The organism is Burkholderia sp. YHN3-13 (assembly GCF_055810675.1).
Genome location: NZ_JBVVNQ010000003.1, coordinates 59981 through 79354, shown reverse-complemented (window position 1 = coordinate 79354; position 19374 = coordinate 59981). Strand labels below are relative to the sequence as shown.

The window sequence follows — 19374 nt, the reverse complement described above, 5'->3', positions numbered from 1 at the left end:
GGGGGAATGACGGCTTTGCCTGACCCGGGCTAGCACGCGACTCGCACGAGTCCGTCGCGGGTGAAACGCCTGACCTTGTCTTCGTCGAGCTCGATGCCGAGACCGGGGCCGTCCGGCACGGCCAGTTCGAAGTCGCTGTAGTCGAGCGGCTGCGTCAGGATCTCTTCGGTGATCAGCAGCGGCCCGAACAGCTCGGTGCCCCACTGCAGGTTCGCGAAACTCGCGAACAGGTGCGCGGACGCCACCGTGCCGAATGCGCCTTCGAGCATCGTGCCGCCGTACAGCTCGATGCCGGCGGCATCCGCGATCGCGGCCACGCGCTGCGCGGCGAAGAGGCCGCCGCTCTGCTCGATCTTGATCGCGAACACGTCCGCGCCGTGATGCTTCGCGATATCGAAGGCGCTGTCGGGGCCTTGCAGGATTTCATCGGCCATCAGCGCGACCGGGAAACGGCGCATCAGGCGCGCCAGCGCCGCGGCGGACGCGACCGGCTGTTCGACCAGTTCGCAGCCCGCATCGGCCAGCGCGGGAATCGCGCGCGCGGCCTGCGTTTCGCTCCATGCCATGTTCACGTCCACGCGCACCGACGCACGATCGCCGACGGCCTTCTTGATCTCGGCCACGTGCCGGATATCCGTCTCCGGCGACTTCGCGCCGATCTTCAGCTTGAACACGTTGTGGCGGCGCAGGTCGAGCATCCGCTCGGCTTCGGCGATGTCGGTGGACGTGTCGCCCGACGCGAGCGTCCATGCGACCGGCAGGCGATCGCGCCGGCGGCCGCCGAGCAGCTCGCCGACGGGCACGCCGAGCCGCTTGCCGTGCGCGTCGAGCAGCGCGGTTTCGAGCGCGCTCTTCGCGAAGTGATTGACCTTCGCGAGCTTGCCGAGGAAGGCCATCAGCGTCTGGATGCGTGTTGCGTCGCGGCCGACGATCGCCGGGGCGAGGTACGCATCGATCGCGAGCTTCATCGCCTCGGGGCTTTCCGGGCCGTACGCCATGCCGGCGATCGTCGTGCCTTCGCCGAGGCCCGTCACGCCGTCACTGCAGAACACCTTCACGAGCATCAGCGTCTGGCCGTGCATCGTGGCCACCGACAGCTTGTGCGGGCGGATTGTCGGCAGGTCGACGAGGCGGGTTTCGATGCGTTCGATGGTGGCGGAAGACATGGCGCGTGCGGCTTGGGGGCTGTTCATGGAACGGATTTATACGCGGCGGGGAAATGGGGCGTCCAATACTTTTGGTCGCCGAATTTCATACCTGACAGGTATCGAACCTCGGCAATATGCGCGCATTATTGCGACGCACCATACCTATTTTGGCTAGTTAGCGAGATGCAGAGCCTTGCTGGAACGGGGTGTGCGCGAATGCGCGCTACGGTGGGGGAGGCGGTGCGCTGCGGTCGCCCGCGCACCGGCCATAAGCGAGGAAATCGGCGGTCGATACGGAAAGATCAGGGTTTTCCTGAGGGAAAAAACTGCCGGACCGTGGCGGCACGACGGGCCGCCGCGCCATCGTCGGTCAGCGGCAGGCCGCCGCGATCGTCGCCTGCCATTGCGCGGCAACGCCGGCGTAATCGTCGACCTTGAAAGCCGAGCCGTCCTGGACATGGACCCAGCCGAGCGTGCGCTCGGACAGCGGCTTCTCGTGATCGTCCGTCGCGACCTTGACGATCGCATGCGCACGGACGTGCACGACACCGTTCGGGTAGTCGGATGACGGGTTCGCGAGCGTCACCGTCACGAACGGCCCGAGATCCTGCAGCAACTGCGCGGCCGGCGGATCGTCGGCCAGCAGCAGCGCGCCGCCCTTCACGCGATCGTCCACGCGGATGGCCGTGCCGCCCGGCCGCCGGTGCGCGGCGGTCGGCAGCGACATCCACAGCACGTGCGCCGGGTTGAGATAGACCACGTCGGGGTCGCCCATCGCGTCGCGCGTTTCAATCCGGGGTATCGGCATCGAGCCTCTCCAGTCGAATATCGGGCACCGCATGCGGGTGCGTCGGCACCATGATGATGCCGCACGATGTCGGCTTGCCGCGCGTGTTCCGATGAATGGCGCGACGGCCCGCGAGCGGGGCGCCGCGCCATGCGCACGTCACTGCGTTGCCGGCGCACCGATACCGTCGATATCGGGCGCCCAGCCCGTCGGATTGGAGAACTGCAGCGCGTTGGCGCTTCCTTGCCTGAACGTGCCCGTCACCGTCACCGTCGACACGTTCCCCCATCCGCCCGTCGACGGGAACGACACGGACACGGGCGCCGCGCCGTCGAAACCGACCTGCGCGCTGCGCGGCGTCGAATCGCCGTTCACGTAGGCGATCACGACGCTGTAGGTGCCGTCCGCCGGCACCGAGATGCCGTTGATCGTGAGCGTGCCGTTGCTGGTCCCGTCACCGTTGCCGATATAGCCGACGTCCTGTCCGCGCGAACACGCGCCGCATGACGACACGCGCGCCGCCCCGCCGAGCGTGTTGCCGGCTGCCTCGGCCTCGTAAGCCAGCGGCGGCGGGGGCGGAACCTTCACCGGGCCGGCCACCACGGCGACCGACGTGACGTCCGGTGCCGCCGTTGTACCGCCGAGGCCCGACAAGGTCAACGTGTTCGCCCCGGACTGCAGGTTGACAAAGACCGTCACCGTGCCGACGGTATTGCCGGTGGGCAGAAACGCGAGCGTCGTGCCGTTGCCGCCATTCGCCGCGAGCTGTGCGCTGGCGGTTTCCGTCCCGGTGTTCAGGTAGGCGATCTGGACATAACCGCCCACCGTTTGCGAGGTCACGTTGTTGAACGTCACCGCGCCCAGCCCCGTCACCTTCTTGCCGCTCGCACACGCGGTGCAGTCCGCGACCGTCGCGCCGCCCGACAGCGGGCCCGGCAGGTAGGCGGTCGACGGCAGGTCCGTGCCGCTCAACACGAGCATCACGGTGCCGCCGGCCGGCACGCTCGCGGCCGTGTAGGCACCGGTCGCCGCGCCGAGATCCTTGTGCGCCCAGACATCGCGGACGGTCGCCGACGTACCGGCCGCGAAGCCCAGTTGCTGCCACGTCACCGTGATGTCGCTCGCCGCCGTGCCGTTATTGAACAGCAGCACCGCGCGTTTGCCCGCGCCGGCCAGCAGCTTCGCCCACACCTGCTGCCCGTTGGCATCCGCGACCTTCAACCCCTGGAGGCCCAGCATGTCCTGGTCGATCGCGATCAGCTCGGGATTGGTGAGCAAGCTCGTCGTATCGCTCGACAGCGACTTCGACAGGTCGTTGCCGAGTATCATCGGCGCGCCGGCGATGGCCCACAGATTCACGTGCGCCAGGTCGTTCGCCGCCGTCATGCCCATGCCGGCCACCATCATGTCCGGATCGTTGTAGTAACCGGTGTGCTGGCCTTCGGGGTGATAGTTGCCGTTGAAGTTGCCGAGCACCGAGCCGAACTTCGGCACCCCGCTCCCCGGCCCGTAGATGTCGCCCGTCGTGCGCCACGAAGTCGCGATCCCCGCGCCCCAGTCCCAGGGCCCCAGGTTGTAGTCGGGATAACCGCTCTTGCCGAGCGTGCCCCAGTCGCACATGTTCAGCACCAGCCGCTTCCCGGTCGCGACATAGGCTTTCTGAATCGCCTGCGAGATCGCCGTATAGGCTTGCTGCGGATCGTATCCGGCCGCGCTGCCGCCGCACCAGTCGACCTTGACGAAGTCGTAGCCCCACTGCGCGAACTGCAGGAAGTCGTGATCGTAGTGCGCGTAGTCGCTGCCGACGAAATGCGTGCCGTTCGTGTTTCCGCAGCCCTGCGGCCCGGAGTCGATATAGATGCCGGCCTTCAACCCCTTGCCGTGAATGTAGTCGGCCATCGCCTTCATCCCGCCCGGCCACTGATTGGTGGGATTGCCGTTCATGTCGACGTTGAGGATGAAGTTGCCGTTCGCGTCGCGCTTTCTGGACGTCCACCAGCCTTCGTCGATGTTCACATACTGGTACTTGTTGCCCGTCGCGAGGTTCGCGTTCAGCGCGGCCAGGCCGTCGGCCTGCGCCTTGATCGTATCGAAGCTGACGTTTTCCTCGAGGCTGTTCCACGACGACCAGCCCATCGGCGGCGGATTCACCGCGATCTGCTGCAGTGCGGTCGGCGACGTACCGGTGGGGGTCGTGCCGCCGCCAGTCGTCGACGTCGTGCCGGTGGTCGAGGTCGTCCCCGTCGCCGACGTGTTCGTTCCCGGCGACGAACCGACATCGTCGCCGCCGCATGCCGACAGGCCAATCGCTGCCGCCACGAGGCATATCATCAACATTCCTAAATGATTGACGCCCTTCATCTTCGTCTCCCGATTGTTGTGAACGACGCACGCCAGTCAGCATCGTGCGCGTACGCAGATTAATGACGTTCGTTTCCCCGTTTCAATCTTTGCGGCACGCGGTCACATATTGGGAGATGACGGTGTTCCGGTCGCCCATCGCGTTGACGTCGATGCTTGCCGCGATCGTCCGCGAAAACCCACTCTTTGGACACTTGATCGACCAGGCGGAAACAATCCGCGTCGTTATTGCCGGTTTGAAGTAAAACCGGACAGGCGCGCCGCTACGCTCGCGACGTTGCGTGCGCGAGCTTCGCCACGCGTTCGTCGTACCCCCCCGGATACGCCGTGGCATCGGGCCGCGGCCGATAGACGTGCGGCCTCCACGGTTCCGGTTCGAGGCTCGGCAACAGGCGCACCAGGCGCCCCTGCTGGACGTACGGCCGAACCAGGTACGCCGCGCACCGGGCGAATCCGGCTCCGGCTCATACGGCCTCGATCTCCGCCTCGGTGTCGTCCGTCAGACAGGCCGGCGACAACGGCACGAAGTGTGGTTCTCCACGGAAGATCCATGGCCACGCGCACCCGCTCCCACGATCGATCAGGCACGTCACCGGCATCGCCTCGAGTTAATTGCGGAATGGGGCTGCCAGGCCAAAGCGCATTCTTGAAAATGACTGCAATCGGGGGCGCCAGATATCCTTTGCGGATCGATAACGGCCGATCCGAACACGCGTGACCGAAAGTCTTCGCGCAGGTTTTCACGCCGGGCCTTCAGATCAGGCACCGGTCCCGCCGCACCGGCCACACCTGCAGTGTCATCGAACAGAATGCGGCAACAAAACCCACAGCGACTGTTCAGTTTCCGCACACCGCATCGCGGACACGCCCCAATCCATACGCCTCCCGCGCGTGGGAAGAAACCCGGATAGCCCCGTTTCGCCCTGCCCGCCTACCCTCGCGGGCATGCTGGAGCGGGCCGCGCGTTGCCCGATCCGGCGATCCGAATTTCCACAGGAGCGCACATGGATAGCAGCAACACCGCACTGTTCGACGCCGACATCTGGCGCGGCAAGATCTTCACCGGCCGCTGGGACGCGAGCCCGCACGCGGCCGACGTGATCGAACCGGCGACCGGCAACACGCTCGGCCGCATCGGTCTCGCCGACGGCGCGGCCATCGCGGAAGCCGCCATCGCCGCCCATCGCGCGCAACCCGCATGGTTCGCCCTGCCCTACGACGAGCGCGCGGCGGTGCTGCGCCGCGCGGCGGCCGTCGCCGAAACGTATTTCGATGCGATCGTCGACTGGCTCGTGCGCGAAAGCGGCTCGACGCGCGCGAAGGCGTCGTTCGAAACGTCCGTTACGATCAAGACATTGCACGAGGCCGCCGGGCTGCCGTCGCGCGCAGCCGGTGAAGTGCTGCCGTCGGCGGCCGGCCGGCTGTCGCTCGCGCGCCGCCGCCCGCGCGGCGTGGTCGGCGTGATCTCGCCGTTCAATTTCCCGCTGTACCTCGCGCTGCGCGCGGTCGCACCGGCGCTCGCGCTCGGCAACGCGGTCGTGCTGAAACCCGATCCGCGCACCGCCGTGTGCGGCGGTGTCGCGATCGCGCGCGTGTTCGAGCTTGCCGGCCTGCCCGAGGGCGTGCTGCACGTGCTGCCCGGCGACGGTGCGGCCGGCGCCGCGCTGGTCGCCGATCCGCATGTCGCGATGATCCAGTTCACCGGCTCCACCGCGGCCGGGCGCAAGGTCGGCGAAGCGGCGGGCCGCCATCTGAAGAAGGTATCGTTGGAACTCGGCGGCAAGAACTCGCTGATCGTGCTCGACGACGCCGATCTCGACCGCGCGGTCGCCAACACCGCGTGGGGCGCGTATCTGCATCAAGGCCAGATATGCATGGCGACCGGCCGCGTGCTCGTGCAGCGCGCGATCCACGACCGCTTCGTCGCGAAGCTCGTCGAGAAGGCGCAAAGCCTGCGCGTCGGCGACCCGGCTACCGGCGACGTCGGCCTCGGACCGTTGATCAATGCCGCACAATGCGACCATGCGGCGAGCGTGGTCGATGCAGCCCGCCGCGCGGGCGCACGCGTCGAGACGGGCGGCGGCCATCGCGGCCTGTTCTTCGAGCCGACCGTGCTGAGCGGCGTCACGCCGGGCAATCCGGCGTTCGACGAGGAAATTTTCGGGCCGGTCGCGATCGTCGTGCCGTTCGATACCGACGAAGACGCGATCACCCTCGCCAATCAAACCGAATATGGGCTGTCGATGGCGATCCTGTCCGCCGACGTCGGCCGCGCGCTGAGGATCGGCGAACGCCTGAACACGGGGCTGCTGCACATCAACGACCAGACGGTGAACGACGAAGTGATCAATCCGTTCGGCGGCGTCGGCGCATCGGGCAATGGTGCGAGCATCGGCGGCAGCGCGAACTGGGAAGAATTCACGCAGTGGCAGTGGCTGACGATCAAGGGCGAAGCGCCGTTGTACCCGATTTGACGAGGAGACCGACCATGTACACCGAAAACGATACGCGCGCCGTCACCGCGGCCGTCGCACGCGCCGCCGGCGCGCCCTTCACCATCGAATCCGCCCGGCTCCGCGCGCCGCGCGCCGACGAGGTGCTGGTACGCGTCGTCGCGACGGGCCTGTGCCACACCGACCTGATCGTGCGCGACCAGTACTACCCGGTACCGCTGCCGGCCGTGCTCGGTCACGAAGGCGCCGGCGTGGTCGAGGCGGTCGGCCCGGACGTGAAGACGCTCGCCGCCGGCGATCACGTCGTGCTCACCTACGGCGCGTGCGGCCACTGCGCGTCGTGCGTCGGCGGTCACGGCGCGTATTGCCGGCAGTTCTTCGCGCTGAATTTCGGCGGCGCCGACGCCGACGGGCAGACGGCCATCCGCGACGAAGCCGGACAACCGCTGCACGATCATTTCTTCGCGCAGTCGTCGTTCGCGAGCTACGCGCTCGCACGCGAGAACAACGCGATCAAGGTGCCGAAGCAAGCGCCGCTCGAACTGCTCGGCCCGCTCGGCTGCGGGATCCAGACCGGCGCGGGGGCGGTGATCAACTCGCTCGCGGTGCGCCCCGGCAGCAGCTTCGCGAGCTTCGGCGCGGGGGCGGTCGGCATGAGTGCCGTGATGGCCGCACGCATCGCGGGTGCGACGACGATCATCGCGGTCGACATCGTCCCGTCGCGGCTCGCGCTGGCGCTCGAGCTCGGCGCGACGCACGCGCTCAACAGCCGGGAAGTCGACGTCGTCGCCGCGATCCGCGAGATCACCGGCGGTGGCGTCGACTATGCGCTCGAATCGACCGGGCTGCCGGCGGTGCTGTCGCAAGGGATCGACGCGCTCGGCTCGCGCGGCACGATGGGCGTGGTCGGCGCGCCGAAGCTCGGCACGAAGGCCGAATTCGACGTGAACAGCCTGCTGCTCGGCGGCCACACGATCCGCGGCATCGTCGAAGGCGACAGCGTGCCGCAGACGTTCATTCCGCAACTCGTGCAGTTGTATCTGCAGGGGCGGTTTCCGTTCGACCGGCTGGTGAAGTTCTATCCGCTCGAGCAGATCAACCAGGCGGCGGAAGACAGCAGCACGGGAATCACGCTCAAGCCGATCCTGCGCTTGCCGCATTGAGCGCACGCGGGCGCCGCGCGGGCCGCCGACGCCTCGCGGCGGCACGCAACGACGCCCTCGGGGAAGGAAAATGCCGCATTCCGGGCACCGGGCTATATTACGCATTCGCTCGACACGCCGGCGCGGCACGCGCGCCCGGACCTTCGACCCACATGGAGCGCAGCGTGAACATGGCCCCCGAATCCCCTGCAAGGCCGGTCGACCTCGACCGGCTCCGCGCCCGCTTCGCCGCGGGCGAGCCGCTGCCGGACATGGCGTTGCCGGCCGGCGTCGCGCGCTCGTGGCTGCGCTCGCGCGATGCCGGGCTGCGGCCGTGGCAAACCGCCCGCTATGAAATGCAGCGCGAGCACGACGAATCGCGCGCGGACCGGCGGCTCTATCGCTGCGTCGCGCAGGAGATCGAGCCGCTGTGGGCCGCATTCGGCGGCAGCGAATGGACGATCATGTGCGTCAATCCGCACGGCACGGTCGTCCACGCGCGACGCAGCCCGCAATGCGACGACGCGCTGCTGACGCCGATCGTCGCCGGGCGCCGGATCGTCGAACCGAACATCGGCACGACCGCGCCGAGCTGCGTGATTCACGACGGCGTCGAGACCGTCGTCGCGGGCGCGCAGCATTATCTCGACGCGTTCTCGCGGGTGTTCTGTCTCGCGGTACCGCTGGTCGGCTTCGACGGTGAAGTAATCGGCGCGCTCGACATCACCGGCACCGGCCGGCGCAATGTCGCGCAACTGCTCGAGCCGTTCCGGCATGCGGCGCTGTCCGCCGAGCAGCGGCTTTATGCGATGCTGCGCGACTGCCATCTGCTGCAGGTGCAATACGATCCGCGCTGGCTCGGCACGCCGCTCGCCGGCGTCATTGCGCTCGACGGGTCCGGCCGCGTGCGTGCGGTGAGCCGTCCGGCGCGCCGGATGCTCGACCTCGCGTCCGAAGGGCCGGCCGCACCGGTCGAGCTCCGGCAACTGTTTCCCGGTGCGACGCCCGCGCAGCAGCGTCGCTTGCTGACACCGTCGCGCACGCCGCAGCGGATCGCACGCGACGATGGCAGCCACATCTGGGTGCGCACCGTGCGCGCACCGCTCGATCGGGCGACCGCCGCGCGCCACGCCGACGTGCTCGCCGACGCGGAGGACCTGTGTCACGCGGCGCCGGCCGTCAGCCCACCCGCCAGCGTCAGCCTGCGCGAACAGTCGCTCGACGCGATCCGCCGGGCGCTCGACGAGCATGACGGCAACGTGTCGGCGGCCGCGCGGCAACTCGGCATTTCACGCACGACGCTGTACGCGAAACTGCGGCAGCGCGATGCGGCGGGGCTCCCATACGACGCGCCGCATTGACGACGCGGGACGAAGCGGGCCGCATGACAATGGCGCTTGGGGCCCGTTCATGCCGATAACGGGCTTGCGCGGCCTTTAAGCCACTGCCTGCCGCGCATGAAGCCGCAACGCGAGCCACGCGATCCCGACCGCGAACGCGCCGACCACGCCGCCAAACGTGCCGATCCACGGCAGCCCGTAGTCCCCGGCGATATGGTTGCCGAGCAGTGCACCCGCGCCGATGCCCACGTTGTACAGCCCGGAGTAGATCGACACCGCGAGGTCGGTCGCGTCCGGCGCCAGCTTCAGCACCCACGCCTGCATCGCGAGGCCGAAGCAGACGATCGCGCCGCCCCACACCAGCGTATGCACGGACAGCGTGACGATGTTCAGCGCGCACGGGAACAGGACCAGCAGGCAACCCGACAACGCGACGATCGACGTCAGCAGAAACCGGTCGGGATCGCGCGGGTACGCGCGATTGAAGCAGAGCGCGGCCGGCAGGCCGGCGATGCCGAACAGGATCAGCACGTACGTGATCCGGCTGCTGCTCGCGTGGTTCACGCTCTGGACGAACGGCTCGATGTACGTGTACGACGTGAAATGCGCGGACACGACCAGGACGGTAATCGCGTAGAGCGCCACCAGGGCCGGCTTGCGCAGGAACACGCCGATGCTGCTCAGCGAGCCGGCGCCCTGGCTCGGCAGGACCGGCAACGTGGCGCGCAACACCAGCGCCGCGCCGGCCGCGGCGCCCGCGATGATCAGGAACGTGACGCGCCAGCCGAACGCCTCGCCGATCACGCGGCCGAGCGGAATGCCGGCGACCATCGCGATCGCCGAGCCCATCGCGATCAGGCTCAGCGCGCGGCTTTTGCGGTCGCTCGGCGCGAGCCGCACCGCCAGCGGGACGGAAATCGACCAGAACACCGCATGCGCGCACGCGATGCCGAGCCGGCCGATCATCAGCACCGTGAAATTCCATGCGACGCCGGTCACGATGTGGCTGCCGATGAACACCAGCAACGCGCCGATCAGCAGCTTGCGCCGTTCGACGTGACGCGTGACGAAGGTCAGCGGCAGCGACACGACGGCCACCGCCCATGCGTAGATCGTCAGCATCAGGCCGACGGCGGTCGGCTGCATCTGCAGGCTGTCGCCGATCGCGCTGAGCAGCGCGACCGGCACGAATTCGGTGGTGTTGAAAATGAAGGCGGTGAGTGACAGGGCCAGTACGCCCCACCACGAGTGCCTGGAACTGATGGCGTCCGGTGTTGCCATGCGTGGAATCGACGAGACGAGGGTTGGGGGTGTGTACGGCACGGGCGCGGCGCGGAAAGCGGCACAGAAGGCCCGGCCCGGCGCATCGGGCGATTGTACCAGCGGCGCATGACACGTCGCCGTACCGGCGGCCGGACATGGCGACGACACGGCCATGCGCCGATAATGTCTCCATCGACCACGATTCCCGCGGACGCTTCGCCCGCCTGTCACCGGACCAGGAGATTCACATGCGCATTGAAACGTCGTTTCTGTTCGATCTCGACGGCACGCTCGTCGACAGCGTCTATCAGCACGTGCTCGCGTGGAAGGAAGCGCTCGACGCGGAGGGCATCGAGCTGTCGGTATGGCGCATCCACCGCAAGATCGGGATGAGCGGCGGCCTGTTCCTGAACCAGTTGCTGCGCGAGACGGCGGGCGACATCGACGCCGAGCGTGTCGAACGGCTCGCGCGGCTGCATGCGGCCGCCTACCAGCGGCTGCGCGCGCAGGTGCGTCCGCTGCCGGGCGCGCGCGAACTGCTGGCCGCGCTGTCCGGCGCGGGCATCCGCTGGGCGATCGCCACCAGCGGACGGATGGAAACGGCCGCCATCAATCTCGAGGCGCTCGGCGTCGATCCGGCGAAGCAGGTGGTCGTCACGCGCGACCAGGTCAAGTATGCGAAGCCGGACCCCGACCTGTTCCTGACTGCCGCCGCGCAGCTGAACGTGCCGATCGAGCACACCGTCGTGGTCGGCGACAGCATCTGGGACATGCTGGCCGCCGCCCGCTGCCGCGCGCTCGGCGTCGGGCTGCTGTCGGGCGGCTACGGCAGCGACGAACTGGAGCGCGCCGGCGCGCTGCGCGTGTACGACGACCCGGCCGACCTGCTGTGGCATCTCGACGAGATTGCCGCGCGGCCGTAGGCGCCCGTTCACCGCGCCCGGCTCGTTCGGCGCGAGCGCGCGTTCCCGTCGAGCCTGACGTCATGCGGCCGGCCTCGTCCTGCCAGGCAGCCGCGCACGCGATCGTTCGCGGCGCGGCCGCCCGGCTTCGATTCATCGAATCGAAATAATCCCAATCGCCGTTGACCATTGCGATTTCAATATTTTAATTAGCGCCTGCTTTCCCGGTGTTTTTAAAACAGGCTGGAAGATTCTTGAAAAAACGAATTGCCTCTCATATAACGAATACACTTCGCTTCCGTTTCACAATCGCAGTATCGGAATCGTGAAAACGCAAGCGACATACCGCGCCGAACCGGCTGGCCGGCGCGATCCCGCAATGCCAGAAGGCCCGCACATGGTATGGGGCCGGGGTTGCGATGCTTCGTCTCGGCACCCTTTCCGCCATTTATCCGGGGACCTTTAAATGCGCACGGATCTTTCACCTTCATAACGCTTCGACAGAAGCATTACATCGATTTATTCGATCTCACGTATCGGCGGGCGCATTTTCGTGCCGACGTCTCGTGAAGACCTGCGCTGCCGCTCAATCGGCAGGCATTGTTTCGTCCGGTTTTTTCGGCAATAGACGACGCGAGGATTTCGATGAATCAGCTCAGCGAACGGGCGAGCGCCGAACTGCGCGCGCCTCACCTGGAGCGCGCGCTGCCTATCCGCGTGCTGCATGGCGAGACGGTGAACGATTACGAACGGAAAGTGCAGACGACCTATGCCGGCAGTCCGGACGACTGGCGCAAGGCGATCGGCGAGTACCTGCTGTTCCAGTTCGGTGTTTACGACGATCCGCGCTCCACGCCGCCGATCTCGCTCGACGAATCGGGCATGCGCTACTTCGAACGCCAGCTCCATCTCGCCGGCTTCGACGCCCCGGCTCCCGCGCGCGTCGAGCGCATTCTCGACATCGGCTGCGGCTGGGGCTACATCCTCAAGTATCTGGCCGGCCGCTTCCCCGACTGCCTGTGTCTCGACGGGGTCAACGTCAGTCGCGAGCAGCTCGACTACTGCGCACGTTTTCATGCGCAGCACGGGCTCGCGGGCCGCATCAACCTCTATCAGTGCAACGCCCAGGACGTCGATCGACTACCCGATCCCGCGACGCCGTACGATCTCGTGATCATTCGCGGCGTGATCTCGCATTTCCCGAACGCACTGTACGAAAAGGCGATGCGCGCGCTGCATGCCCGCGTGCGCCCCGGCGGATCGGTGATCATCTCGGATAATCTGTACAACGTCGACCTGAGCGAATACCAGTCCGACACGCCGGACGAGATCGACCGGATCGCGTGCAAACACAGGAAGACACCCGATTATTTCCGGCGGGTGCTGGTCGACGCAGGGTTCGCCATCCGCGACATGCGCGTGCTGCCGTCGAACATCGACGTCGCGCGCTGGCTGATGGACGCCAAGGCCAACATCGATCGCCATTTTCCGCACCACGCCCCGGACACGCTGGAAGAACTGCGCGTGCTCGCCGAAAACTGGTCCGTCGCGCTGATCAAGAACAAGGTGTCGACCTACAGCGTCGTCGCGGTCAAACCGGACGCATGACCGGGAGACTCGCATGCACGCCTCCCAAACGCCACGCACCGCGAGCGCCACGCAGACGCTGGTGCTGCCGCTGCCGCGTCTGTCGCTGCCCGTCGCACGGCACCCGCGGCATGAAGCGATCGAGCGGCAGCTCGCGATCGACGACTACCCGACCATCCTGCAGCACTATCGCAGCGAGGCAGCGGCGCGCCGTTTTCTCGCGCAGCGCGTTCCCGCCTATGGCAGCCTGTGCTACCCGAATGCGCGGCCCGATCGCGTGTATGCGATCCACCGCATGATGCACGTCACGACGCTGATGGACGACGCGTTCACGCATCTCGCGCGCACCGGCGATCAGGCGGGGCTCGACGCGTTGCGCGAGCATTTCCTCGCGGCCGTCGACGGCAAGCTGCCACCGGCCGACGTGCCGTCCGCGCGACTGCTGCACAACACGCTGCACCTGATGCGCACCGCGGGCGACGCGCGCCCGGCCTTCTGGCAGCGGTTCGTCGAATGCATCCGCGACCAGATCCGCACCCAGGCCAATCCGACGGCGACCGACGCGTCGCGCCTGTCGCTCGCCGATTATCTGGCGTTTCGCCGGGTCGAGGGATTCGGGCACTGGATCACCCTGCTCACCGAATACGCGCTCGACATCGACATGGGCGAGCGCCTCGCGAAACACCCGGCACTGGCCGATGCGCGCGACGCGGCGATCGATTCGGTGATCCTCGTCAACGACCTGTTTTCGTTTCGCAAGGAGTGGTCCGCGCATGAGCGGTTCAATGCCGTCTGGATCCTGATACGCGTCGAACAACTGGACGTGCAGGCGGCGCTCGACCGGCTGGCTGCCCTGTGCGCGTCGAACGAGCGCCGCCTGATCGACGCGCGCGACGCGATCGCGACAGGCGTGCTGGCCGGCGACGCCGACACGCAGGCGTACGTGACGGAACTGGGCTACATGAGCGCCGGCAACGCGGAATTCCACGCGTTCAGCACCCGCTACCACGGCGACGATCTCGGCGGCGGGCGCTTCGCCGGCGGCGAAGTCGCGATGACGGCGCTGCCGACGCTCGAGGAAATCGCGGCGGCGGAGCGGCACGATTCGCACCGGTGACCGGAGACGCGCATGCACGCATCGATCCCTCCCGTGTCCGCGCCCGCCGCCTCGCGACATCGCTATCCGGACGGCTGGTTCGCGCTGGCCTACAGCCGCGACGTCAAACCCGGCGCGCTCGTCGTCACGCGTTTCATGGGCGAGGACGTCGTGCTTTATCGAACGGCATCCGGCCTGATTCGCGCGGTCGCGCCGCATTGCCCGCACCTCGGCGCGCATCTCGGGCACGGCGGCGTCGTGCGCGGCGAGGAGATCGTGTGCCCGTTCCATCACCTCGCGTTCGCGCCGGACGGCACCTGCGTGCGCGCCGGGCAAGACGGCAAGCCGCCTGCCGCCACGCTGCGGCACCGCCAGGTGCGCGAATGGAACGGCCTCGTGCTCGCATGGCAGGACCGTGCGGGCGCACCGCCGTCGTGGTCGCTGCCCGACCTCGACCTCGATGGTTATTCGCGGCCGCGCGGCGCGTGCCACACCCTGAACGGCAATCTGCAGAATCCGGCCGAGAACGGCGTCGACGTCAACCATTTCAGTCCGGTGCACGGCTGGTCGAATCCGGTGCTGGAGCCGCCGCAAGCCGACGGCCACCGGATGACGATGCGCTCGACGCTCGTGCTGCTCGGGCAACGGCTGTTGCTGGATATCACGATGCACGGCCTGGGCTGCATGGCCGCGCGCATGGAACTGCCGGACCTCGGGCTGCATGCGCGGGTCGTGCTGTTCCCGACGCAGATCGAACCCGATCGCTGGACGTGCCGTGAATTCGTGGCACTGCGCGTCGAACGCGCGTCGGCGTGGCCGTCGCCGCTGCGCCGGGCCCTGCACGAGGTACTCGCGAGCGCCGCTTACCGGTGGTGGTTCGTGCCCCAGTTCAAGCGCGACCTGCGCATCTGGCATCACCGCGACTACGACGCGCGCCCGACGCTGATGGCCGGCGAGATGCCGATCATGACGTTCCGGCGCTGGGCCGCGCAGTTCTATCCGGCACCCGACGGCGATGCGCCCGACGGGCAGGACGGCGCCGGGCCGGCGGCCGTCGCCTACGTCGATCGGGCATTCGCGCGATGAGTGCCAAGCCGACGCAGGAACACGCGATGAATGCAACCGGCCCCGCCGACGAGACCGCGCCGCTGCCCTATCCGGACGGATGGTTCGCACTGTGTTTCAGCCGCGAGCTGAAGCGCGGCAGCGTGCTCACGACGCCGTTCATGGGACGCGATGTCGTGCTGTACCGGACCGCATCGGGCGTCGCCTGCGCGGTCGACGCGTATTGCCCGCACCAGGGCGCGCATCTCGGCCACGGCGGCACGGTCGACGGCGAGCAGATCGTCTGCCCGTTCCATCACTACGCATACGGCCCCGACGGCCGGCGCGCCACCGCCCGCTGCCCGCACGGCGCCCAAGGGCTGACGCTTCGCACCCGGCACGTGCGCGAATGGAACGGCTTCGTGTTCGTGTGGCAGAACGCCGACGGCCTGGCGCCGACCTGGGAACTGCCCGACGTGAACATGACCGGCTTCTCGGCGCCGGTCGGCCAGGCATTCACGCTGCGCGGCGTGATGCAGAACCTGCCGGAAAACGGCTACGACCTCGAGCATTTCGGCGCGCTGCATCGCTGGAAGGACATGAAACCGCATGCCCCGGTGATCGACGGCCCGCGTATTTCGATGCAGGTGGACATGGCGTGGAAGAACATCAGATGGAGCACGCTGATCGGCGTGCACGGCCTCGGGTGCGTGTCGTCCGACCATGAAATGAAGGCGATCGGCCTCGAAGCGAAGATCTTCGCGTGCGGCGTGCAGATCGCGCCGCTGCGCTGGACCTTCCGGGACGGCATCTCGTTCCGCTTTTCGTGGCTGTCGAGGTGGCCGGCCCCGCTGCAGCGCGTCGTCTACGCCGCGCTCGGCCGGTTGCTGCACCGGCTGTGGCTCGTGCCGGTGTTCAAGGAAGACATCATGGTGTGGAGCAATCGCGACTACACGGGCTACGGTACGCCGGGCGCGGGCGACGGGCCGTACCCGGTGTTTCAGCGATGGGCGCGGCAGTTCTATCCGGCCGGGGATCGGGCCGAAGCACGGCATCGCGCCGCGCATGCCGATGCGTTCGCCGGGAAATAGCAGGAGCCGATGGCCCCGGCAGCGGGGTGTCCTGCGTCACACCGTCCGCCTGGACCAACATTGTTCTGATCTCCCAATCGCCCGGGTCTGAGTCGCCCCCGTCCGGTACGCGTCCGTGCAGTTCACGATCGCCGGCACGCGAACAGCAGGTACGGATCCTCGAGGCTACGGCCGCGACGAACTCGAACGCGCCGGCACGCTGAGCGTGTACGACGTTCCGGCCCATCGCCATGCATTAAAGCGACGTCGAGCTTCGCGGCCGGCGCAAACGGCATGACGCGTACAACGCCAGGACCGACGTTCTCTGCGAGCAACGCTTGCGTATTTTCCCCGTATTTTAAAATTGCCAATCGATAATCCTCACATGGGAGTCTCGGCAGGCGAGCGATTTTCTCGCACAAGATAATCTTAATTATCAATTCGCGAATAGAAGTTACTATTTAATTCATCGATAGATTATAAGGTCGTCCTCCCGGACAGCTACAGCCGCACTTCTGCATCCCGGTAGACTAGACGGGTTTCGATAAACAAATAGAGGTGACCAACACGATGGCAGGAGCCACCTGGCCTATCAGTACGTTAATGTCGAACGCCGAGGCCGCAGGAATGCGCTGCCGTCGCTGACGATGTCGACATCGTATCGGGCGGAGTACGCCAATCGTCGCGAGTTGCTGTACGCCTCCGATGGCGAGCCACCCATATCTTTACGATCTCAAATGCAAGGAAAATTCTGACAGTTGTTTTCATTGTTGCCGTTCTATTTTTCCAGATCATTGATTAAATCATTGCCACTCCATTTCAAAAAATCCTATATCGAACACCCTATGCCGGAAGTCAAAAAATTACCTTATTACGAAATCAAAACATCATCGGTTCCATTCTCATTGCCGAAGTGGAAGGAATACGCTGGCGTCAACGGGTGTGTCCCCCTGAATACCCCGCACGGAGTTTGCATGGACAAGCTCGCTCCGGGCGAACCCGAACCCGCCAAGTCTCCGGGGCCCAAACCCGCCCAGCCCGAGACGATGAAAGCACCTGAGCCGGCAAAGACTCCTCCACCCAAGCAAGCCCCGCCACCCAAGTCGCCCGAGCCAGCCGATGCGGAGCATTGCGAAAATCCGCCTCCGTTTGACCTGCTGGAAGTCCCTGAGGCGATGAAACGAATGAAATGGCCTGTTGCCGCCAAGCTCGCCAGGCGATGGTTCAGCGGCCCCAAGCACGTATGGGACAACAGCTTCAAAACAGATCAGCCGTTTGACAATACCGCAGTCACCCTTGATTGGGCCCTGAAATTCGGGAAGGTCAAAGAGCGATATGAAGAACTTATCTCGAAAAATATCTACAACGAAAATGCCACGGCTAGGTTGAGAGATCTGCTACGGCATGTGGTGAAAGAAAAATTCGCATCTTCGGTAGCTCTCGATTTTCAGACGGTCGGCGACAAAGGCAATCCCGTCGAGTTTTGCAGGAAGTGGCAATTTCAACTTGTCAATGTGTCCAGCTTTGATACAACGGGAGGCCTCCCATATGCGCCGACGGATTTGACTGCTGCTCTGGCGAATTTCAACATCTATGCCGCCATTGGGCGTGTGGAGTTTTCTGGAGACAGATATTACAAATACAACAATCATGAAAAATCCAAATCATACTGCGTCGATCTGGCCGCATCCATAACACATATCTATGTATATATAAAAGATAGCTATTCCTTCAACGACGGGAAATCGCAATCGAGCAGCCAGTATTTGGGACACTGGAACAAAAATGGCATGATTATCACGAACGGAGGGAGAATCAGGGAGCTTCTATATCGAAGTGGCGTCAATTCGAATCTCGGAACCTCCCTCGAGGTTGACTCGAGGATTAAGTGGAAGTATCTGATCGATGACTTTCTCGATAATCCGATCGACACACGAAAAGGTCTGCTCAAGAAATTCAGGGCATGTGATGTGTACTATCCCATTTTCAACAAAACCTACAACGACTGGAGAATCAAACATAATCGCGGGGAAGATTTTGTGATATATTCACCATTTCGATACCTCAAGTTAACAAATTCCATTAAATTGAGTCTGGGCGAAATATGCAGGTCACCCGAAAAAATTTAATCGTGCTCTCGCTCGTTTCGGCGTTGGCGATTTCGTCGCTTACGTTGCGAAAATCATATGAGGGTTGCAAAAGCTATACTCAGGCTCTTAACGGAGGAACAAAAGAGTTCAGTGGCGAAAAATACAAAATCGAGCTGTGTGGGGCACGTCGCTCTTTTGGTGACGGTGACGAAATTCGGCTCCAAGTGATAGGACCGGCGGGGGATGTGCTGGCGGAGCGGTATTTTGCAGTACGCACGATCAACGATGCCGTTCCTCGGGAACTGGAGTACGGCGACGACAATATTTTCTACTACGACCAATCGAAATCGTCTCCATTGCGCTTCATCGCCATGCCGCCTTCCAGGATGGACAGATGGACGGCGCGAATACCTTTTCTGCAACGACTGATCGCATTATTTTCATGAGTTCGAACGCAAGCATTCAGACGTCGCGCGTCACACCGTCCGCCTGACCGGCATCGTCCGGATCTCCGAAATCGCCCGGGTCGGATTCAGCCCCTTCGGGCATACGTCCGTACAGTTCATGATCGCCCGGCAGCGGAACGGCCGGTATGGATCCTCGAGGTTGTCGAACCGGCCGTCGCGAGATCACGCGAATCGGCAATGGGGCGGTACGCCTGCAGCAGCCGCGCACCACCGGCAGCCCCTGCAACCGCCGCAGCACGCTCGCGCGCGGCAGCGTCCGCATGTGGGTCAGGCATGCGAGGCCGTTCTTGCCGTCGATGTTCATCGCGTCCGCGCCGCGGATCCCCTCGCGGCGCACGACGTCGCAAGCGCCGCCGGTCAGTCGTCGTCCACACGCTTGTCGATCAGGTAGCGGCCGCGCTCGACGCCCGCGCGCAGCGCCTCGAGCTCGGTCAGCCATTCCGGGCCGGCCGGTTCCGGCGCGACCCTCTCGATGCGTGCGCCGCCGACATATACCTGCACCTCGTCGCGCCATGCGCCGTTTTCATCGCGCCGCGCCCAGACGAGGATCTCGTGACCGCGATACGGGTCGCGAACCTGTGCGTCCTGTGGATGTTGCACGGTGGCCTCCTGCCCTTCTCTGCG

Annotated in this window: 15 protein-coding genes and 1 pseudogene; 10 read left to right on the top strand and 6 right to left on the bottom strand. The window is 65.6% G+C overall.

The features are described 5' to 3' along the window. Nucleotides 1-29: 29 nt before the first annotated feature. From AC0KUR_RS08645 to AC0KUR_RS08635, 3 genes are all read right to left on the bottom strand, one after another. Entirely contained in the window at nt 30-1166 is a 1137-nt protein-coding gene (locus AC0KUR_RS08645; protein WP_473375712.1) for a muconate/chloromuconate family cycloisomerase, read from the bottom strand. A gap of 352 nt (nt 1167-1518) precedes the next feature. Beyond that, nucleotides 1519-1956, bottom strand: coding sequence for a hypothetical protein (locus tag AC0KUR_RS08640; RefSeq protein ID WP_154233787.1), 438 nt, complete (start codon nt 1954-1956; stop codon nt 1519-1521). Between the two features lie 138 nt (nt 1957-2094). Then, entirely contained in the window at nt 2095-4254 is a 2160-nt protein-coding gene (locus tag AC0KUR_RS08635; protein WP_473375711.1) for an alpha-galactosidase D, read from the bottom strand. 1046 nt (nt 4255-5300) lie between these two features. Between AC0KUR_RS08635 and AC0KUR_RS08630 the strand changes: the two genes are divergently transcribed. The 3 genes from AC0KUR_RS08630 (at nt 5301) to AC0KUR_RS08620 (ending at nt 9252) form a co-directional block, all read left to right on the top strand. Next, complete coding sequence (locus AC0KUR_RS08630) at nt 5301-6770, top strand: benzaldehyde dehydrogenase (RefSeq protein WP_473375710.1); 1470 nt, start codon at nt 5301-5303, stop codon at nt 6768-6770. Nucleotides 6771-6784: 14 nt separating this feature from the next. Next, nucleotides 6785-7912 carry an NAD(P)-dependent alcohol dehydrogenase gene (locus AC0KUR_RS08625; RefSeq protein WP_124669514.1) on the top strand — a complete coding sequence of 376 codons (1128 nt, stop codon included), beginning with the start codon at nt 6785-6787 and terminating at the stop codon, nt 7910-7912. Nucleotides 7913-8082: 170 nt separating this feature from the next. Beyond that, nucleotides 8083-9252, top strand: coding sequence for a helix-turn-helix domain-containing protein (locus tag AC0KUR_RS08620; protein ID WP_473375901.1), 1170 nt, complete (start codon nt 8083-8085; stop codon nt 9250-9252). Nucleotides 9253-9327: 75 nt separating this feature from the next. Here the strand turns inward: AC0KUR_RS08620 and AC0KUR_RS08615 are convergent, their stop codons facing one another. After that, a complete protein-coding gene (locus AC0KUR_RS08615; RefSeq protein ID WP_473375709.1) occupies nt 9328-10512 on the bottom strand; it encodes a sugar transporter in 1185 nt (394 codons plus the stop codon). A 230-nt stretch (nt 10513-10742) separates the two neighbouring features. Between AC0KUR_RS08615 and AC0KUR_RS08610 the strand changes: the two genes are divergently transcribed. The 7 genes from AC0KUR_RS08610 to AC0KUR_RS08580 all read left to right on the top strand — a co-directional run bounded on the left by AC0KUR_RS08610 (nt 10743) and on the right by AC0KUR_RS08580 (nt 18729). Then, a complete protein-coding gene (locus AC0KUR_RS08610; RefSeq protein ID WP_034190015.1) occupies nt 10743-11417 on the top strand; it encodes an HAD family hydrolase in 675 nt (224 codons plus the stop codon). Nucleotides 11418-12041: 624 nt separating this feature from the next. Continuing rightward, nucleotides 12042-13004 carry an SAM-dependent methyltransferase gene (locus AC0KUR_RS08605; protein WP_226253124.1) on the top strand — a complete coding sequence of 321 codons (963 nt, stop codon included), beginning with the start codon at nt 12042-12044 and terminating at the stop codon, nt 13002-13004. Nucleotides 13005-13017: 13 nt separating this feature from the next. Continuing rightward, nucleotides 13018-14100, top strand: a complete 1083-nt coding sequence (locus tag AC0KUR_RS08600; RefSeq protein ID WP_473375708.1) for a terpene synthase family protein — start codon at nt 13018-13020, stop codon at nt 14098-14100. Nucleotides 14101-14112: 12 nt separating this feature from the next. After that, nucleotides 14113-15165, top strand: a complete 1053-nt coding sequence (locus tag AC0KUR_RS08595) for a Rieske 2Fe-2S domain-containing protein (protein WP_473375707.1) — start codon at nt 14113-14115, stop codon at nt 15163-15165. A gap of 26 nt (nt 15166-15191) precedes the next feature. Further along, nucleotides 15192-16214, top strand: coding sequence for a Rieske (2Fe-2S) protein (locus tag AC0KUR_RS08590; RefSeq protein WP_473375706.1), 1023 nt, complete (start codon nt 15192-15194; stop codon nt 16212-16214). 953 nt (nt 16215-17167) lie between these two features. Beyond that, a complete protein-coding gene (locus AC0KUR_RS08585; RefSeq protein ID WP_473375705.1) occupies nt 17168-18322 on the top strand; it encodes a DUF6402 family protein in 1155 nt (384 codons plus the stop codon). Nucleotides 18323-18324: 2 nt separating this feature from the next. After that, on the top strand, nt 18325-18729 hold the full coding sequence (locus AC0KUR_RS08580; RefSeq protein WP_124608231.1) for a hypothetical protein: 405 nt from the start codon (nt 18325-18327) through the stop codon (nt 18727-18729). Nucleotides 18730-18759: 30 nt separating this feature from the next. On the opposite strand, the pseudogene AC0KUR_RS08575 reads toward AC0KUR_RS08580, so the two are convergent. Together AC0KUR_RS08575 and AC0KUR_RS08570 are read right to left on the bottom strand one after the other, a co-directional pair. After that, nucleotides 18760-19081, bottom strand: a pseudogene (locus AC0KUR_RS08575) (hypothetical protein); the annotation flags it as partial. 26 nt (nt 19082-19107) lie between these two features. Beyond that, nucleotides 19108-19350: a DUF6566 family protein gene (locus AC0KUR_RS08570; RefSeq protein WP_473375704.1), complete on the bottom strand. Its 243-nt coding sequence runs from the start codon at nt 19348-19350 to the stop codon at nt 19108-19110. Nucleotides 19351-19374 lie beyond the last annotated feature (24 nt).